14 protein-coding genes are annotated in these 17,261 nt (G+C 68.2%); 5 read left to right on the top strand and 9 right to left on the bottom strand.

What is annotated here, in order from left to right:
* Positions 1 to 48 precede the first annotated feature (48 nt).
* The 3 genes from AC1DBL_RS06190 to AC1DBL_RS06180 are packed head-to-tail and all read left to right on the top strand — an operon-like array spanning position 49 to position 3,773.
* Positions 49 to 1,743 (top strand): FAD-binding dehydrogenase, encoded by a 1,695-nt coding sequence (locus AC1DBL_RS06190; protein WP_476925691.1) that lies wholly within the window; start codon positions 49 to 51, stop codon positions 1,741 to 1,743.
* Between the two features lie 21 nt (positions 1,744 to 1,764).
* Positions 1,765 to 2,751 (top strand): alpha/beta hydrolase, encoded by a 987-nt coding sequence (locus tag AC1DBL_RS06185; protein ID WP_476892492.1) that lies wholly within the window; start codon positions 1,765 to 1,767, stop codon positions 2,749 to 2,751.
* Positions 2,748 to 3,773 (top strand): alpha/beta hydrolase, encoded by a 1,026-nt coding sequence (locus tag AC1DBL_RS06180; protein ID WP_476892491.1) that lies wholly within the window; start codon positions 2,748 to 2,750, stop codon positions 3,771 to 3,773. Before AC1DBL_RS06185 ends, AC1DBL_RS06180 begins: the two co-directional genes overlap by 4 nt.
* A gap of 73 nt (positions 3,774 to 3,846) precedes the next feature.
* On the opposite strand, the gene AC1DBL_RS06175 is transcribed toward AC1DBL_RS06180, so the two are convergent.
* The 3 genes from AC1DBL_RS06175 to leuA form a co-directional block, all read right to left on the bottom strand.
* Entirely contained in the window at positions 3,847 to 4,692 is an 846-nt protein-coding gene (locus tag AC1DBL_RS06175) for an isoprenyl transferase (RefSeq protein ID WP_441417753.1), read from the bottom strand.
* A 2-nt stretch (positions 4,693 to 4,694) separates the two neighbouring features.
* Positions 4,695 to 5,450 carry a DNA repair protein RecO gene (gene recO / locus AC1DBL_RS06170; RefSeq protein WP_441417752.1) on the bottom strand — a complete coding sequence of 252 codons (756 nt, stop codon included), beginning with the start codon at positions 5,448 to 5,450 and terminating at the stop codon, positions 4,695 to 4,697.
* 97 nt (positions 5,451 to 5,547) lie between these two features.
* Complete coding sequence (gene leuA, locus AC1DBL_RS06165) at positions 5,548 to 7,287, bottom strand: 2-isopropylmalate synthase (protein ID WP_476892490.1); 1,740 nt, start codon at positions 7,285 to 7,287, stop codon at positions 5,548 to 5,550.
* Between the two features lie 252 nt (positions 7,288 to 7,539).
* Between leuA and AC1DBL_RS06160 the strand changes: the two genes are divergently transcribed.
* The gene (locus AC1DBL_RS06160; RefSeq protein ID WP_441417750.1) at positions 7,540 to 9,492 is read left to right on the top strand and encodes a M13 family metallopeptidase; all 1,953 of its coding nucleotides are present in this window, start codon (positions 7,540 to 7,542) and stop codon (positions 9,490 to 9,492) included.
* Positions 9,493 to 9,603: 111 nt separating this feature from the next.
* Here the strand turns inward: AC1DBL_RS06160 and AC1DBL_RS06155 are convergent, their stop codons facing one another.
* From AC1DBL_RS06155 to AC1DBL_RS06135, 5 genes are all read right to left on the bottom strand, one after another.
* Positions 9,604 to 11,190, bottom strand: coding sequence for an LCP family protein (locus AC1DBL_RS06155; protein ID WP_476892488.1), 1,587 nt, complete (start codon positions 11,188 to 11,190; stop codon positions 9,604 to 9,606).
* Positions 11,191 to 11,333: 143 nt separating this feature from the next.
* Positions 11,334 to 12,293 carry a GTPase Era gene (gene era / locus AC1DBL_RS06150; protein WP_175321064.1) on the bottom strand — a complete coding sequence of 320 codons (960 nt, stop codon included), beginning with the start codon at positions 12,291 to 12,293 and terminating at the stop codon, positions 11,334 to 11,336.
* Positions 12,277 to 13,608, bottom strand: a complete 1,332-nt coding sequence (locus AC1DBL_RS06145; RefSeq protein ID WP_441417748.1) for a hemolysin family protein — start codon at positions 13,606 to 13,608, stop codon at positions 12,277 to 12,279. The genes era and AC1DBL_RS06145 overlap by 17 nt, the downstream gene beginning before the upstream one ends.
* Positions 13,605 to 14,078 carry an rRNA maturation RNase YbeY gene (gene ybeY / locus AC1DBL_RS06140; protein ID WP_175321062.1) on the bottom strand — a complete coding sequence of 158 codons (474 nt, stop codon included), beginning with the start codon at positions 14,076 to 14,078 and terminating at the stop codon, positions 13,605 to 13,607. The genes AC1DBL_RS06145 and ybeY overlap by 4 nt, the downstream gene beginning before the upstream one ends.
* Positions 14,075 to 15,163, bottom strand: coding sequence for a PhoH family protein (locus tag AC1DBL_RS06135; RefSeq protein ID WP_476892487.1), 1,089 nt, complete (start codon positions 15,161 to 15,163; stop codon positions 14,075 to 14,077). Before AC1DBL_RS06135 ends, ybeY begins: the two co-directional genes overlap by 4 nt.
* Before the next feature lie 317 nt (positions 15,164 to 15,480).
* Here AC1DBL_RS06135 and AC1DBL_RS06130 point away from each other — a divergent pair, with 317 nt between their 5' ends.
* A complete protein-coding gene (locus AC1DBL_RS06130; RefSeq protein WP_476925690.1) occupies positions 15,481 to 16,416 on the top strand; it encodes a GerMN domain-containing protein in 936 nt (311 codons plus the stop codon).
* A gap of 74 nt (positions 16,417 to 16,490) precedes the next feature.
* On the opposite strand, the gene AC1DBL_RS06125 is transcribed toward AC1DBL_RS06130, so the two are convergent.
* On the bottom strand, positions 16,491 to 17,261 hold the full coding sequence (locus tag AC1DBL_RS06125) for a 16S rRNA (uracil(1498)-N(3))-methyltransferase (RefSeq protein WP_476925689.1): 771 nt from the start codon (positions 17,259 to 17,261) through the stop codon (positions 16,491 to 16,493).

The raw sequence follows: 17,261 nt of genomic DNA, 5'->3' as shown, positions 1-17,261 counted from the left end.
ACCAAAATGCCGGGCAAACCGTACCCCCGCGGGCGCTAGCATGAAGCCATGACCAGCGAGGGTGCAGTCCACAGCAGCGTGCCGGCGACGCCCGGCACCCGGATCGAGGCCGACGTCGTCGTTGTCGGGGCAGGCCTCGCCGGCCTGGTGGCCGCGGCGGAAGCGTACGCCGCTGGCCGCCGGGTGGCTGTCCTGGACCAGGAGCCGGAGGCTTCGGCCGGCGGGCAGGCGCACTGGTCCTTTGGCGGCCTGTTCCTGGTCAACACCCCGGAGCAGCGCCGGCTGGGCGTCCGGGACAGTGCCGAGCTGGCCCTCGCCGACTGGCTGTCTTCCGCCGCCTTCGACCGCCCCGAAGACGCCCTCGCCCGGGAGTGGGCCGAGGCCTACGTGAACTTCGCGGCGGGTGAGAAGCGCGCCTGGCTCGCCTCGCTCGGCGTCCGGCTCTTTCCGCTCGTGCAGTGGGCCGAGCGCGGCGGCTACGGCCCGGACGGCCACGGCAACACGGTGCCGCGCTTCCACGTCGCCTGGGGCACCGGCCCGGCACTGGTCGCGCCCTTCCTCGCCAAACTCCGCGAGGGCGTGGCTGCAGGGCGCGTCTCCTTCCACTTCCGGCACCGCGCCACCGAGTTGACGACGACGGCGGGCCGGCTCAGCGGCGTGCACGGCGAGATCCTGGAGGCCAGCAGCGCTGCGCGGGGCGAGCAGTCCTCCCGCATCGCCGCCGGCGCGTTCGAGGCCTCCGCCGGAACCGTCATCGTCACCAGCGGCGGCATCGGCGGCAACCACGGCGCGGTCCGGCGGCAGTGGCCCGGCGGCGGCGCCCCGGCGTCCATGCTGAGCGGCGTGCCGGCCTCGGTGGACGGCGACTTCCTGGTCGCTGTGGACCGTGCCGGCGGCCGGCTGATCAACGGCGACCGGATGTGGCACTACCCGGAAGGCATCCAGAACCACAGCCCGGTCTGGCCGCAGCACGGCATCCGGATCCTGCCCGGGCCCTCGGCGCTCTGGCTCGACGCCACCGGCAAGATGCTCCCGGCACCGCTGTTCCCCGGCTTCGACTCGCTCGGCGCGCTGCGGCACATCCTCGGAACCGGGCACACCCACTCGTGGTTCGTGTTGAACAAGACCATCGCGCTGAAGGAGTTCGCGCTCTCCGGCTCGGAGCAGAACCCGGACCTGACCGGGAAGGACGTGCGCCTGCTCGCCGCCCGGCTGAAACCTTCCGCGGACAGTCCGCTGCAGCGGTTCCTGGACCGGGGCGTGGATTTCCTGCAGGCAGGCACTCCGACGGAGCTTGCCGCGAAAATGAACGGGCTCACCGGGACCCCGCTCATCGACGCCGCCGGGCTGGACCGGCTGGTCCGGTCCCGGGACCGGCAGTTCGCGAGCGGGCTGGGCAAGGACCCGCAGCTTGCCGCGATCCGCGCCGCCCGCCGCTTCACCACCGACAGGATCATGCGGGTGGCCCCGCCACACCGGATGCTGGACCCCCGGCACGGGCCCCTGCTGGCGGTCCGCCTCTCCGTCCTGACCCGCAAAAGCCTCGGCGGGATCCACACCGACCTGCATTCCCGGGTCCTGGACGCCGCCGGCCGGCCGGTCGCCGGACTCTACGCGGCCGGCGAGGCGGCCGGCTTCGGCGGTGGCGGCATCCACGGGTACCGCTCCCTGGAGGGCACCTTCCTGGGCGGGTGCCTGTTCTCTGGCCGCGCGGCAGGCCGCGCCGCGGCCTCGGCCCTGTAGCCGGCAGAGCGGGAGGATCCGATGGACTGGCAGACCGACATCCTGGGTGAGGACTTCGCGGCGTGCGCTTTCAAGGCGGCCGGCCCGGACGGGGTCGAACGCACGGCCACCCTGGTCCGGCACATCCCTTCGACCGGAGCCGGCAAGGCTCCCCGGCGGGCCGTCCTCTTCCTGCACGGCTGGAGCGACTACTTCTTCAACGAGGAGCTCGCCGAGTTCTGGACCGGCCACGGCTTCGGGTTCTTCGCACTGGACATGCACAACCACGGCCGAAGCCTGCAGTACGGTGCGCACGGCGGCTACGTCGCCGACCTTGCCGACTACGACGCCGAGATCACGGCGGCGATCGGCATCATCGAATCCCTGGCCCCCATGGGGTCCCCTCCCCCGCGGGTCACCTTGATGGGACACTCCACCGGCGGGCTCATCGCGGCGCTCTGGGTGAGCCGGCATCCGGGCCGCGCCGCCCAACTGGTCCTCGACAGCCCGTGGCTGGAAATGCATGGCAGCCCGGCGGTCCGCCGCGCCGCGCGGACCATGCTGGAGCCGCTGGCCCGGTTCCGGCCCGAATCCGTGATCCGGCTTCCCGAGCGCGCCTTCTACTGGCGCAGCATCAGCAGCGCCGCCGAGGGCGAATGGGTGCTGGATGACAACTACCGCCCGCCCCGGGCCTTCCCGGTGCGGGCGGGCTGGCTCAGCGCCGTGCTGGCCGGCCAGTCCCAGGTGGCCCGGGGGCTGAACATCGACGTTCCCATCCTCGTGATGATCTCCGGGGCCAGCGCCAACGGAATGTTCTGGAAGGAGTCCATGCGGCGCACCGACGCCGTCCTGGATGTCAACACCATTGCCCTGCGCGCCCTGAGCCTGGGCCGCACCGTGACCCTGGAACGGATCGACGGTGCCCTGCACGACGTCTTCCTCTCGGCGCCGCGGGTCCGCGCGGACGCGTATGCGCGGCTCGCCCGCTGGATCCGCGCCTACGTTCTGGACGACGGCGGCCCCGCGTGAGGGGTCCAGCGGCGCCACCGCGGTGGCGCCGGGATGTACTGGGACACCGTTTCGAGTCCCTGGAGCTGGAACTGCCGCCGGACGATGAAGGACCCGTCGTTGCCACCCTCGTTCGCCATGCCAGCAACGGCGGTGCAGCTGATGGCCCGCCGGACGCCCCCGGGACCCGGGCGCCGGAGAAAGTGGTCCTCTACCTGCACGGCTGGGCCGACTACTTCCTGCAGGCGGAACTCGCTGAGCAAATCGTGGCTGCTGGGTTCCACTTCTACGCCCTGGACCTGCGGAAGTTCGGGCGCAGCCTGCGCAGCTGGCAGACCCCCGGCTACACCACCGACCTGACGGTCTATGACGAGGACCTCGCCGCTGCGCTTGCCGCCGTCACCGCCGATGTGGCCACCCGGACCGGCAGCGCCGGGCGGCCGACGGTCCACCTGCTCGCGCATTCCCTCGGCGGCCTCGTCGCGGCACTGTGGGCTGACCGGAATCCGGGAGTACTGGGCACCCTGGTCCTGAACGCGCCATGGCTGGAACTGCAGGGCAGCAGCCTGATCCGAAACATCGCCATGCAGTTGGTGGAACCACTGGCGCGCACCGACCCGCGGCGGCCGTTGCTGCTGCCCAGCATGCCCGGCTACTGGGACAGCGTCAGCGGCTCAGCGCACGGCGAATGGGACGTGGATCCCGAGTGGCGGCCACGGGCGTCCTTCCCGATCCGTCCGGGTTGGACGAAGGCTGTCCTCGCCGGCCATGCGGCCGTGCAGCGGCGGCTGGACATCACCTCGCCGGTACTGGTGATGCTTTCCGGGCGCACCCACATCCAGGCCGAATGGAGCGACGTGCTGATGGACGTCGACGCCGTGATCGACGTCGAGGAAACTGCCCGCCGGGCGCTGGGGCTGGGCCGCAGGGCTGCCGTCTTCCGTTACCCGGGCGCCATCCACGACGTCTTTCTCTCCCGCCGCACGGTGCGGCAGGAGGCCTACGACGACCTCCTGCTCTGGCTGAGCCTCTACCCAGGCTGACTGCGCTGGAACGGGCCAGCGTGGCAGGCGGCGTGGCCGGCGACGTGGCTGGCCGCCGCGCCGGCTACCGGGGTCAGGCTGGGGTGACGGGGGCGGCGGCGTCCACCGCGCCGCCGTAGCGGCGGTCCCGCTGCGCGTAAATCTCCACGGCGTCCCAGAGGGTGCGGCGGTCCACATCCGGCCACAGCGTGTCCAGGAAGACGAATTCGGCGTAGGCCGACTGCCAGAGCATGAAGTTGGAGAGCCGCTGCTCACCCGAGCTGCGCAGGAACAGGTCGACGTCCGGCAGGTCCGGTTCGTCCAGGTACTTTTGGATGGTCCGTTCGGTGATAGCGCCTGGCCTGAGCCGGCCTGCGGCCACCTCCTCGGCGATGGCTGAGACTGCGTCGGTGATCTCCGCCCGGCCGCCGTAGTTAACACACATGTTCAAAGTGCAGGTGCTGTTGCCGCGGGTGAACTCCTCGGCCTCTTCTAGCTCCCGGATCACCGACCCCCAGAGTTTGGGCCGCCGGCCGGACCAGCGGATCCTCACGCCCCACTCATCCAGCTGGTTGCGCTGCCGTCGCAGCACATCCTTGTTAAATCCCATCAGGAAGCGGACTTCCTCGGGTGAACGGCGCCAGTTTTCGGTGGAGAATGCATAGACGCTGACGTGCTCAATGCCCAGTTCGATTGCCCCGGCCATGACGTCCAGCAGGGCCGGTTCCCCCGCCTTGTGGCCTTCGATCCGGGGCAGTCCACGCTGGTTCGCCCAGCGGCCGTTTCCGTCCATCACGATCGCGACGTGCCGGGGAATGAACTCGGCAGGGATGGCGGGCGGCACGGCACCGGAGGGATGCGGGTAGGGCGCCACCACTTCGGAGCTGCGCTGTCGGACGGGGTTCTTCTTGCTGCCTGGAGTTTTCTTGCCTAGGGCCACGGTTAGGTTCGCTCCACATGTTTGAGGGATTTCAGGACACGTTCCAAATGCCACTGCAGGTAGCTCGCCACCAGGCCGGCGGCCTCCCGGCGGTGGATGGTTGCGGACGCATCCGCGGCCGTCCAGTTCCCGGTCAGCAGCGCACCCAGCAGCAGCACAGTCTCCGTAGCCGGCGCGGGTGAACCCGGTGGCCGGCACTCCCCGCAGACCATGCCGCCCAGCGGGGCGGAGAACGCGGTGTGCGGGCCCGGAGCGCCGCAGCGGGCGCATTCGGTGAAGCTGGGTGCCCAACCGCCGGTGGAGAGGGCGCGGAGCAGGTAGGAGTCCAGGATGAGTTCCGGGGCATGGTCGCCGCGGCTCAAGGAAGCCAGCGCCCCGACCAGCAGGTTGTACTGGGCGGTTCCCGCTTCGCCGTCGACGTCGGTGAGCTTTTCCGCGGTTTCGGTCATCGCGGCGGCGACGGTGTAGCGGCCGTAGTCGGCCGCGATACTGGAGCCGTAGGCGCCCTTGGCGACGGCCTGCGTGACCACGTCCAGGGTGCGGCCGGAGATGAGCTGGAGGTCCGCGACCATGAACGGCTCCAGCCTGGCGCCGAATCGGCTGCTGGTGCGGCGCACGCCCTTGGCGACCGCACGGACCTGCCCGTGGTGCTTGGTCAGCAGGGTGATGATGCGGTCCGCCTCGCCGAGCTTATGGGTGCGCAGGACCACGGCGTCGTCGCGGTACGCGCGGGCAGCAAAGGAGGAAGGTTGGGCCACAGTTAATCTTCGCACTGACTTTCGGGAATCTCCGCCATTGGGAAAACAGCACTGCGCCGCCGGAGACTCCGACGGCGCAGTGCTGTTCCCGAATGGCCTAGGCGCGGGCGTCCCGGATGGCGCGGTTAACGGCGGAGATGACGGCCTTGAGCGAGGCCATCGACGTGTTGGCGTCGATGCCGACGCCCCACAGCACCCGCTCCCCCACGGCGCATTCAACGTAGGCCGCGGCCTGGGCGCTGCCGCCCTCGGACAGTGCGTGCTCGCTGTAGTCCAGCACGCGGACGTCAACGCCGTCCTCGCGCAGGATGCTCAGCAGGGCCGCGATCGGGCCGTTGCCCACCCCGGTGCGGCGGAGCTGCTTGCCGTCCACCTTGAGAGCGGCGGTCAGCGTCATGGTGCCGTCCTCGTCGGACTCGGTGCTGACCGCGCCGAGCGCATAGCGGCCCCACTGGGCTTCGGCCGCGGCGGAAGGCAGGTATTCGTCCTGGAACAGCTGCCACAGCTGGGCGCCGCTGACTTCGCCGCCCACCGTGTCGGTTCGGCGCTGGATGACACCGGAGAACTCGATCTGCGCGCGGCGCGGCAGGTCCAGGTTGTGCTCGTTCTTGAGCAGGTAAGCCACGCCGCCCTTGCCGGACTGCGAGTTGACCCGGATCACGGCCTCGTAGCTGCGGCCGAGGTCCTTCGGATCGACCGGCAGGTAGGGCACCTGCCAGGCGTAGTCCGCGACGTCCTTGCCGGCGGCGGCGGCGTCCTTCTCCAGGGCTTCCAGGCCCTTCTTGATGGCGTCCTGGTGCGAGCCGGAGAAGGCTGTGAAAACCAGGTCACCGCCGTAGGGTGAACGCTCCGCGACGGGCAACTGGTTGCAGTACTCCACCGTTCGGCGGACGTCGTCGATGTCGGAGAAGTCGATCATCGGGTCGATGCCCTGGACGAACATGTTCAGGCCCAGCGTGACCAGGTCGACGTTGCCGGTACGTTCGCCGTTGCCGAACAGGCAGCCCTCGATCCGGTCGGCACCGGCCAGGTAGCCCAGCTCGGCCGCCGCGACGCCGGTACCGCGGTCGTTGTGCGGGTGCAGGGAGAGGATGATTCCTTCGCGCGGGTGCAGGTGCCGGCTCATCCATTCGATCGAATCGGCGTACACATTGGGGGTGGCCATCTCCACCGTGGCCGGCAGGTTGATGATCACCTGGCGGTCGGCGGATGCTTCGAAGACGTCGGCGACGGCGTTGCAGACGCGCACGGCGTAGGCGAGCTCGGTGCCCGTGAAGGACTCCGGGGAGTACTCGTAGGTGATGTGGGTGTCTTCGAGGGTTTCCTCGTACTTCTTGCACAGCCGGGCACCCTGCAGGGCGATGTCGAGGATTCCGTCCTCGTCCTGGTTGAACACGACGCGGCGCTGCAGGACCGACGTCGAATTGTAGAGGTGCACGATGGCCTGCTTGGCGCCGACCAGGGACTCGTAGGTCCGCTCGATCAGATGCTCGCGGGCCTGGGTCAGGACCTGGATCGTAACGTCGTCCGGGATGTGGTTGCCCTCGATCAGCTGGCGAACGAAGTCGAAGTCCGTCTGCGAGGCCGAAGGGAAGCCGACTTCGATCTCCTTGTAGCCCATCCGGACCAGCAGATCGAACATCTTCATCTTGCGGGCCGGGCTCATCGGGTCGATCAGTGCCTGGTTGCCATCACGCAGGTCGACCGCGCACCAGCGCGGGGCCTTGGTGATGACCTTGTCGGGCCAGGTGCGGTCCGGCAGTTCGACCGTAATCAGGTCCTGGAACGGGACGTAGCGGTGGACCGGCATTCCTGAGGGCTGCTGTGCGTTTCGCATTACTATCGGGGCCTTTTCTGTGGTTCTTGGTGAAAGGGTGGCCGGGCAACACAAACTCCGCAACGAGGTTTGGCCTTGCGCTAGATCGCGTCTGAGGCCCCGCCGCGGCAGCTAAGAAGGAGCAGTTCTGCGCGCACGTTTTCACAGTAACACGGGTGCGTAAGATGAAGGAGCCATACCTCCGTAACGTCCACCATGCAGACGCTGTGCCGGTCCCAGGCCCGGTTCAGCCTCCCACTCGAAGGAGCATCAGTGCCGCTTTCCGGGATCGACAAGTCCACCATCGACGACGGCGTCCGCCCCCAGGACGACCTGTACCGGCATTTCAATGGCGGCTGGCTGAAGAAAACCGCCATCCCGGACGACCGGCCCCTGGAGGGAACGTTCACGGCACTGCGCGACGGCTCGGAGCTGGCGGTCAAGGAGATCATCCTGGAGGCGGCCGGCCGCGGCGAGGCAGCCACCGGTATCGAACGCAAGATCGGCGACCTGTACAACAGCTTCATGGACGAGGCCGCCGCGGAGGCCAAAGGCGCGGAGCCGATCCGGGAGCGGCTGGCCGAGGTTTTCGCCACCGGCTCGGTGGCCGAACTGGTCCAGCTGTCCGGACGGCTCTTCCGCGCGGACGTCTCCGGACTGTTCTACATTTACCCGGCACCGGACGCGGGCAACCCGGACCGGATCCTGCTCTACACCGGCCAGGGCGGCCTGGGCCTGCCGGATGAGTCCTACTACCGCGAAGAGAAGTTCGCGCCGATGGTCCAGGCCTACCGTGAACATGTCCGCACCATGTTCGGGCTGGCCGGGGTAGCGGACGCGGAGGCAGCCGCGGCCCGGGTGGTGGACCTGGAGACGTCCCTCGCGTCCCATCACTGGGACAAGGTCACGCTGCGCAATCCGCAGAAGACGTACAACTTGAAATCAGCCGAGGAGGTCTCGCAGCTGTTCCCGCTGCTGTCCGCCTGGTTCGATGCCGCCGCCATCGTGCCGGAGAAGCGCTCCGAACTCGTCGTCAGCACGCCGGACTTCTTCGCGGGAGCCGCGGAACTGCTCCAGGCGGTGCCACTGGCCACCTGGCAGGAATGGCTGGCCATGCGGGTGGTCAGCGCGGCGGCGCCGTATCTGTCCGCCGCGTTCGTGGACGCGAACTTCGCCTTTTACGGCACCACGCTCAGCGGCACGCCCCGCAACCGGGACCGCTGGAAGCGTGGCGTCGCCGTCGTCGAGGCCGCCCTGGGTGAGGCCGTCGGGCAGATCTACGTCGCCCGGCACTTCCCGGAAAGCCACAAGGCGCACATGCGTTCGCTGGTCGGCAACCTGATCGAGGCGTACCGCGAATCCATCACCGGCCTGGCGTGGATGGGCGAAGAGACCAAGCTGGAGGCGCTGAAGAAGCTGGATTCCTTCCGGGCCAAGATCGGCTACCCGGACAAATGGATCGACTACTCCGCCGTCGTGATCGACGAGGCGGACCTGCTGGGGAACGTGGAGCGCGCCCACAGCGCCGACGTCGACCGGCACCTGGACGAGGTGGGCAAGCCCGTGGACCGGGAGAAGTGGCTCATGACGCCGCAGACCGTGAATGCCTACTACCATCCGTTGCTGAACGAGATCGTGTTCCCGGCAGCCATCCTGCAGCCGCCGTTCTTCACCGCCGATGCCGACGACGCCGTGAATTACGGCGGCATCGGGGCCGTGATCGGCCACGAGATCGGCCACGGCTTCGATGACCAGGGCTCCCAGTACGACGGCAGCGGCCTGCTCCGGAACTGGTGGACCGAGGCCGACCGGACGGCCTTCGAGGCGCTGACCTCCAGGCTGGTGGCCCAGTTCGATGCCCTCTCCCCCGCGGAAGCCGAAGGCCACCACGTCAACGGCAGGCTGACGCTGGGCGAAAACATCGGCGATCTTGGCGGCCTGACCATCGCCTACAAGGCGTACCTGATCAGCCTCGGCGGGCAGGAGGCGCCGGTCCTGGACGGGCTGACCGGCGCCCAGCGCTTCTTCGCTTCCTGGGCGGCCAGCTGGCGGCAGGTGATCCGGAGCGAGGAAGCCATCCGGCGGCTCGCCACGGATCCGCACTCCCCCAACGAATTCCGCACCAACAACATCGCCCAGAACCTTGACGCCTTCCATGCGGCCTTCGAAACCGGCGAGCAGGACGGCATGTGGCTGGCGCCGGAGGAACGCGTCAGCATCTGGTAGCCAGCCTTCGGCGGCAACTGAGCCAGCAGGGGCGGGCCGGGKGAAATCATCACCCGGCCCGCCCCTGTTAACTTCGTTCGGCCGGCCCCCAGTTCGTGCCCCGTCCTCGTCCTAGGGGACAATCAGCTCCGGGTTCGCCTGCTGGCAGACGGTGTCACCGGCCGTCTGGTTGACGATGTCCGGCGGCAGCGATACCGGTGCATCCGCCTGCTTGGTGCCGCTCTTGTAATCGCTGCCCACATAGACCTGGACGCCGGTGACACCGGCCGCCGGGAGCACCTGCTTCGCCCGGATGCCCAGCAGTTTGGCGACGTCGGCTGCAACGTCGGCGAAATCTGCTCCGTAGTAGACGGCGGTGGCCGCCACTGACTGGGCGTCGAACTGGCTTGTCTGGGTGAAGCCGCCGGCCTTGAGGGCGGCCGCGAGTTCCTGGCCCCGAGCCGGGTTACCGGAACCGTTGGCCACGGCAATGGGCTGCAGCGTCTTGTCGTAGGCCGGGGCGGCCGGGGCCTTGCTGGCCGTCGGCGTGGCACTTGCCGACGCGCTGGCGGAAGCATCGGGGGTGGCCGCAGGCTTGGCCGTCGGGTCGGTCAGGTCGATGTCCTTGCGCATCGCCGCAAACAGCTCGGAGGCTGCGGGTTCCGCCAGTTGGAGGCGGTTCGAGTCGGACACCGCCGGCTCGGTCGGGGCGGCAACGAACGCCACCTTGCCGACGTCGATGTTCTTCAGCCGGTTCCCCACCGTCAACAGCGTCGGTACGGAGGCCAGGCCGTCGTCGATGGTCAGGTTCTTGGTAATGGCGTCCGCAATGCCGAGCATCCGGGCCGGGTTGGTCAGGGTCCCGTCGTCCTTGATCTTGCGGACCAGCGAGGACAGGAAGCCCTGCTGCGCCTTGATCCGGCCGAGGTCACTGCCGTCGCCGAAGGCATGGCGGGTACGAACGAACGAGAGAGCCTGCTCGCCCTTGACCTTGGACGTGCCCTTGGGAAGCCGGAGCCCGGAGTCCGGGTCGAAGACCGCGTCGCTGATGCAGACATCCACACCGCCGACGGCGTTGGAGAGTTCCTTGACGGCATTGAAGTCCGCCATCATGAAGTGGTCGATCTCCAGGCCGGTGAGCTTGTTGACGGTGTCCACGGCACAGCCGATGCCCGCTTCGGACATCGCCGAATTGATCATGACGCCTGTCTGGGCGGGATACTGCTTGTTGGACTTCGGGTCCTTGCACTTAGGGGTGTCCACCAGCAGGTCGCGCGGGAAACTAACGACGCTGACGCGCTTGTTGTCCGCCGAGATGTCCATCAGCATCATGACATCCGAGTGGCCGTAGCCGGAGGAATCGTCCTTGGAACCGTACTGCGAGTTCTTGCCGTCGCGGGTGTCCGTGCCCAGGATCAGGATCTGCATTCGCCCGGTGGCATCGTCGGGCGCGCCCTCCGTCCGGCTGTTGCCGGCGCCGAGGGCCTGCGTGCTGATGTTGCCCTGCAACCGGATGAGCCAGTAAGCCCCGAACGCAATGACCCCCACGAGCAGCACGGAGACAACGATCGTGGTGGCCTTCAGCCAGCCGGGGATATGCCGGGCGGCGCCAAGATGGCGCGCCGGGCCGACGGAAGGATCTTCCGCGTGCCGAGCAGCCGCATGGGACCGAACCGGGGGGCCGGTTCCGTCTGCACGGTTATCACGGGGTAGAACCACGGGTGGAGCCTTCCTTTGCGAACGGGAGTTTCCCTATTTTAGTGGCCGAAACTGGGAAAATCCCGATGGGCATGCCCGAGCGGGGCCGCTGCGTTGTTGCGCGGTCCGTCCCGGCGGGTAACCGCCGCCGGTTCAGTCCAGGCCTAGAAGCCCAGCTTCACCAGCTGCTTTGGATCCCGCTGCCAGTCCTTCGCGACCTTGACGTGCAGGTCCAGGTAGATGCGGGCGCCGAGGAGCGCCTCGATGGCCTTGCGGGCCGTGGTGCCGACGTCGCGGAGCCGCGCTCCGCCCTTACCGATGATGATTGCCTTCTGCGACGGCCGTTCGACATAGAGATTAACCCGGACATCCAGGAACGGGCGGTCCTCGGGCCGGCCCTCGCGAGGAACAATCTCATCGACCACAACCGCCAGGGAGTGCGGAAGTTCGTCGCGGACGCCTTCCAGGGCTGCCTCGCGGATGAGTTCGGCGATCATCACCGCTTCCGGCTCGTCCGTCAGGTGTCCGTCCGGGTACAGCGGCGGCGACGGCGGCATGTGGCCGATCAGCACGTCGGCGACGGTGCCGACCTGGAAGCCGTCCGTCGCGGAGACGGGAACGATATCCTTCCAGCCGTCCTCCCCCAGCACCTCGCGGCCCAGGGCGGCGACGGCGAGCAGCTGCTCGGTCAGTGCCTGGCGGTCCACCGTGTCGGCTTTCGTCACGATCGCAATGACCGGCTTGTTGCCGATGGCGGCGAGCTGTGCGGCGATGAACTTGTCGCCGGGGCCGATCTTCTCGTTGGCGGGCAGGCAGAAGCCGATCGCGTCGACCTCGGCAAGGGTGTCCGCGACCAGTTCGTTGAGCCGCTTGCCCAGCAGGGTCCGCGGGCGGTGCAGGCCCGGGGTGTCGACCATGATCAGCTGCGCGTCGTCGCGGTGCACAATGCCGCGGATGGTGTGCCGGGTGGTCTGCGGCTTCGCCGAGGTGATGGCGACCTTCTGGCCCACCAGGGCGTTGGTGAGGGTGGATTTCCCCGCGTTCGGCCGTCCCACCAGCACCGCGAACCCGGCCCGGTAACCGCCGAAAGGCGCTTCGCCGTCGGACTTATTCTGCTTGCTCACGTGGAACTCCCTGTTGCGTTGGTTCAGCCTCGTCGAGAAGATCTTCAAGGTCAGTTTCTTCCTTTGGCACCGCGGCCGCAATGATGTGGCTGACGCGGTTCCGGCGGCCTTCCAGCCTGTCGGCCCGGAGGGTGACGCCGTCGACGCTGACGGTGCTTCCGACGATCGGCACCCGGCCGAGCGCCTTGGCGAGCAGGCCGCCGACGGTGTCCACCTCATCGTCGTCGAGCTCCAGGTCGAAGAGCTCGCCGAGGTCGTCGATGCTCATCCGGGCGCTGACCCGGTAGCTGCCGTCGCCCAATTCGACCGCTTCCGCGGCCTCGGTGTCGTATTCGTCCACGATCTCGCCGACGATTTCCTCGATCAGGTCCTCGAGCGTGACCAGCCCGGCGGTGCCGCCGTACTCATCGATCACAATCGCCACGTGCGTGGATTCCTTCTGCAGCTCGCGGAGCAGCTCGCTGACCGGTTTGGAGTCCGGCACGTAGCGGACCTCGCGGGCCAGTTCGTCGACGACCGGGGGTTCCTCGCCGGGGGCCAGGTTGTGGACGACGGCGGCGACGTCCTTGAGGTAAACGATGCCGAGGATCTGGTCCGTGTTCTCGCCGATGACGGGGATCCGCGAGTACCCGGAGCGGAGGAACAGCGACATGGCCCGGTGCAGGCTGGAGCCGGAGTCGATGCAGAGAATGTCGGTCCGGGGCACCATCACGGAGCGGACCAGGGTGTCGCCGAAATCGAAGACGGACTGGATCAGCTCGGCCTCGTTGTCCTCGATCACGTCGGATTCGCTGGCGCGATCAACGAGTTCGCGGAACTCCTCTTCGCTGAAAAAGGCCTCGTTGTCCGCAGGCGCCCCCGGTGCCACGGCACTGCCCAGGGTGACCAGCCAGCCCGGGATCGGACCAAGCACCCAGCAGAGCCAGCGGATCAGCGGGGCGGAGAAACGGACCATGCCGGCGGAGTGCACCCGGCCCAGCTGGCGCGGAGACACGCCGACGATCACGAAGCCCACGAGGGCCATGATGCCGGTCGCGGCGAGCCCGGCGAGCCAGACATTGCCGAGCAGGCTGTTCAGCAGCACGGTCACGGCCACCGCGGAGGCCATCTCGAACCAGACCCGCCAGAACCGCAGCGCGCGCATGTGCGCCACCGGCTGGGCCATGATCCGTTTCAGCGCCGTGCCGCGGCTCTGCAGGATCGCCTGTTCGGCGTCGTGGCGGGGAAGGTAATTAAAGGCGGCCTCTGCCGCGGTCAACACAGCCGCAAAGCTGAGAAAGACCAGCGCCATGCCGGCCAGGATCAGTGGGGTCACTGAATCGTCTCTGCCGGGGCGTCCTTGCCGGTGAAGCCGGAGAGCAGCTCGCGCTGCAGCCCGAACATCTCTTCCTTCTCCTCCGGCTCCGCGTGGTCGAAGCCCAGCAGGTGCAGAATGCCGTGGGTGGTCAGCAGCAACATCTCGTCCTGGGTGGAGTGGCCGGCGTTCTTAGCCTGCACCTCCGCCACCTGGGGGCAGATCGCGATGTCGCCGAGCATGCCCTGCGGTGTGGGCTTGTCCGGCGTGCCGGGAGTGAGTTCATCCATCGGCACGGACAGCACATCGGTGGACCCGGGCTCGTCCATCAGTTCGATGTGCAGCTTCTCCATGGCGGGCTCGTCGACCAGCAGGATGGACAGCTCCGCCTGCGGGTGGATGAAGAGTCGCTCAAAGACGAACCGGGCCAGCGCCACCAGCTCGGCTTCGTCCACCGTGACGCCGGATTCGTTGTTGACCTCGATGCTCATGCGTGTTCTCCCCGGTTCTCCCGGGCGACGGAATGCTTGACCCGGTTCCTTTGTGTCTCGTCCCAGACGCTGTACGCGTTGACGATGTCGCCCACCAGCCGGTGCCGGACGACGTCGGATGCGTCCAGGACCGAGAAATTGACGTCCTCTATCCCCTGCAGGATGTCTTCGACGATCCGCAGCCCGGAACGGGTGCCGAACGGCAGGTCCACCTGGGTGACGTCGCCGGTGACGACCATCTTGGAGCCGAAGCCCAGCCGGGTGAGGAACATCTTCATCTGCTCGGGGGTGGTGTTCTGGGCCTCGTCCAGGATGATGAACGCGTCGTTGAGCGTGCGTCCGCGCATGTAGGCCAGCGGCGCCACCTCGATGGTGCCGGCGGCCATCAGCCGCGGGATCGACTCGGGGTCCATCATGTCGTGCAGGGCGTCGTAGAGCGGACGCAGGTAGGGATCGATCTTGTCACTGAGCGTGCCGGGCAGGAAGCCGAGCCGCTCCCCCGCTTCGACGGCCGGGCGGGTCAGGATGATCCGGCTGACTTCCTTCTGCTGCAGCGCCTGGACCGCCTTGGCCATGGCCAGGTAGGTCTTGCCGGTGCCGGCCGGGCCGATCCCGAAGATCACCGTGTTCGCGTCAATCGCATCCACATAGTTCTTCTGGTTCAAGGTCTTGGGCCGGATGGTCTTGCCGCGGCTGGAGAGGATGTTGTGGGTGAGAACGTCCACCGGGTTCTGCAGCGACTGGGTGCGCAACAGCGACACGAGCTGCTGCAGGACAACCGGCGTAATCACCGTGCCGCGCGCCACCAGGCCGCGCACCTCGTTGAGCAGCCGCATAATCCTGGGCACGTCGGCGGCAGGGCCGCTGATGGAGAGCTCGTTCCCGCGGACATGGAAGTCGACGCTGGGGAACTGGGTTTCGATAAAGCGCAGGGCTTCGTCATGGCTCCCCAGGGACTGCACCATCTGGTCGGAATTGTCGAACAGGACCACCTCCGTCCGCAGACCTGGGAGGGAGTGGGGAAATTCCCCTGCGGTGCGCTCGTTCGCGCTGATCCGGGCCTTGCCGTTGGCTGCTTCAGTCATGGTGTTGGCCCGTGGGCCTCTGGTCCCCTCCAGTTCGGAAATGGTCTCGCCGCCTCGGCGCCGGCCGACGGCGTTCCGGGCCGTCCGCGCCGGGTTTCAGCGGGTCCTTCCATCTTACGCCAGCGCGGCCCGATGCCGGAGCGGAGGGCATTAGGTATCAACTTCATATCGTCCTCATATCGTTCCCGTTGCAGTTCGCCGGACAGCGCGGAATCCCCACTGGAGCGCAGGCACCTTGTGCAATGCTGGATTCGGCCCTGCCGGGCCCGCGGAGCGAGAAACACAGCGAAGGGACAGGGGCAATCAGCCAGCGTGGAGTGAACAAGACAGCAGCAGGGCGGCGTACGCGCCGCGGCTTGCTGCACCTTGTGCTGCCCGCTGCCCTGGCGCTGTCCGGCTGCGTGGCCACGCCCCAGCCGGGCATCACGAACTCCGACACGCCCTCCCACACGGTCCCCGGCCCGGCCGCCGGCGTCGCCACCACCAGCGCACCGCTGGAATCCACCCAGGCCTCCAACAAGGCTCCGGTCTACTGGATCGGGCGCAGCAACAACAACGTCTTCCTGTACCGCGAGTTCCGGGACGTGTCCGAAGACGACAATCCGATCACCAGGGCGCTGCGGGTGATGATGTCGCAGAAGCCGCTGGACCCTGATTTCTTCACCCCGTGGCAGAACCCCAGGCTCCTCGCCACCTCGATTTCCGGAAAGAACGTGATCACGGTGGACGTGTCCGCCGATGCGTTCAACAGCAACGTCGACGCCGACATGGCCGAACGCGCGATCCAGCAGCTCGTCTACACGGCCACGGCCGCCGGTGCCAGCGCCGGGCTGACCGATACCGGGCAGCAGATCCAGGTCGTCATCCTCGTCGACGGGCACACCGACTACGTCGCCTTCAACCGGGTCCGGCTCGGTTCACCGACCTCGCGCAGCGCCGGAATGGTGGCGCCCGTGTGGATCATCGATCCGCAGGAGGGCACCGAGGTGGCGGACGGCGCGGTCAAGATTTCCGGCCGGAGCACGGTCCCGGGCGGCAAGCTGCGCTGGGAGATCCTGCGGGTCGACGGCGCCAGCAAGACGCCCTATCTGGACGGCAACATCACGGCCTCCGCCGATGCCTCGAAGCCCGGCCTGTTCAACCTCTCGTTGAACCTCGGTCCCGGTGAGTATGAGGTCCGCGTGTCGCAGGTCGACCCCGGCACCAAGGTCCAGGACCTGAACGTAGATACCCGCGGGTTCACTGTCCGCTAAGGCATTCCGCTAAGGCAGGCACCCGGCGTACCCGCACGGGCGCGGCGCCTGGCCTGTCCTATTACTGCTTGCCCCTACCAACGTCCCAGGACGTCGCTGGCCAGCACCGTGGCGGCGGGGCCGGCGGTGGAAGAACGCAGCACGTGGTGGCCCAGCAGGGCGGTGACGGCTCCCGCACCGCACAGCCGGGTGACCTCGCGGGGGCTGATGCCGCCCTCGGGGCCCACAATCAGGAGCACCTCGCGGGCCACACCGCCGTCGCCGGCCTGCTGGTGCCAGGCTTCCAGCACCTGCCGCAGGGGCCGAACCGCGTCCTCGTGCAGGATCACGGCCAGGTCCGCGGCGGCTACGGCCGCCTGCAGGCCGTTGCCGTCCACCGCGGCGCGGACCTCCGGAATCCAGGCGCGGCGTGCCTGCTTCGCGGCTGCCGTCACCACGGACTGCCATTTGGCGTGCGCCTTCGCCGCGCGTTCGGGTTTCCAGCGGACGATCGAGCGTTCGGCCTGCCAGGGCACGACGGCGTCAATCCCCAATTCGGTCGCGGTCTCAGCCGCCAGCTCGTCGCGGTCGCCCTTGGCCAGGGCCTGCACCAGCACCAGCCGAACGTCAGGCCTTGGCTCGGTCACGACCTCGCCGCACTCCACCGTCAGCTCCTGCGGCGCGGCGGCCGTCACGGTGCCGGTGATCCGCTTGCCGGCGCCGTCGGCGATGTCCACCGGCTCCCCCACGGCCAGGCGCTTGACCGTCACCGCGTGGCGCGCCTCGGCGCCTTCGAGGACGAACGTCGCGCCGGGGACCAGCTGGTCCAGGGTGCCTGCGGGGGTGAAGAAGACCGGGTTGCTCAC

Source organism: Arthrobacter sp. 10T44 (genome assembly GCF_056393885.1).
This window is presented reverse-complemented; position numbering and strand designations above follow the sequence as displayed.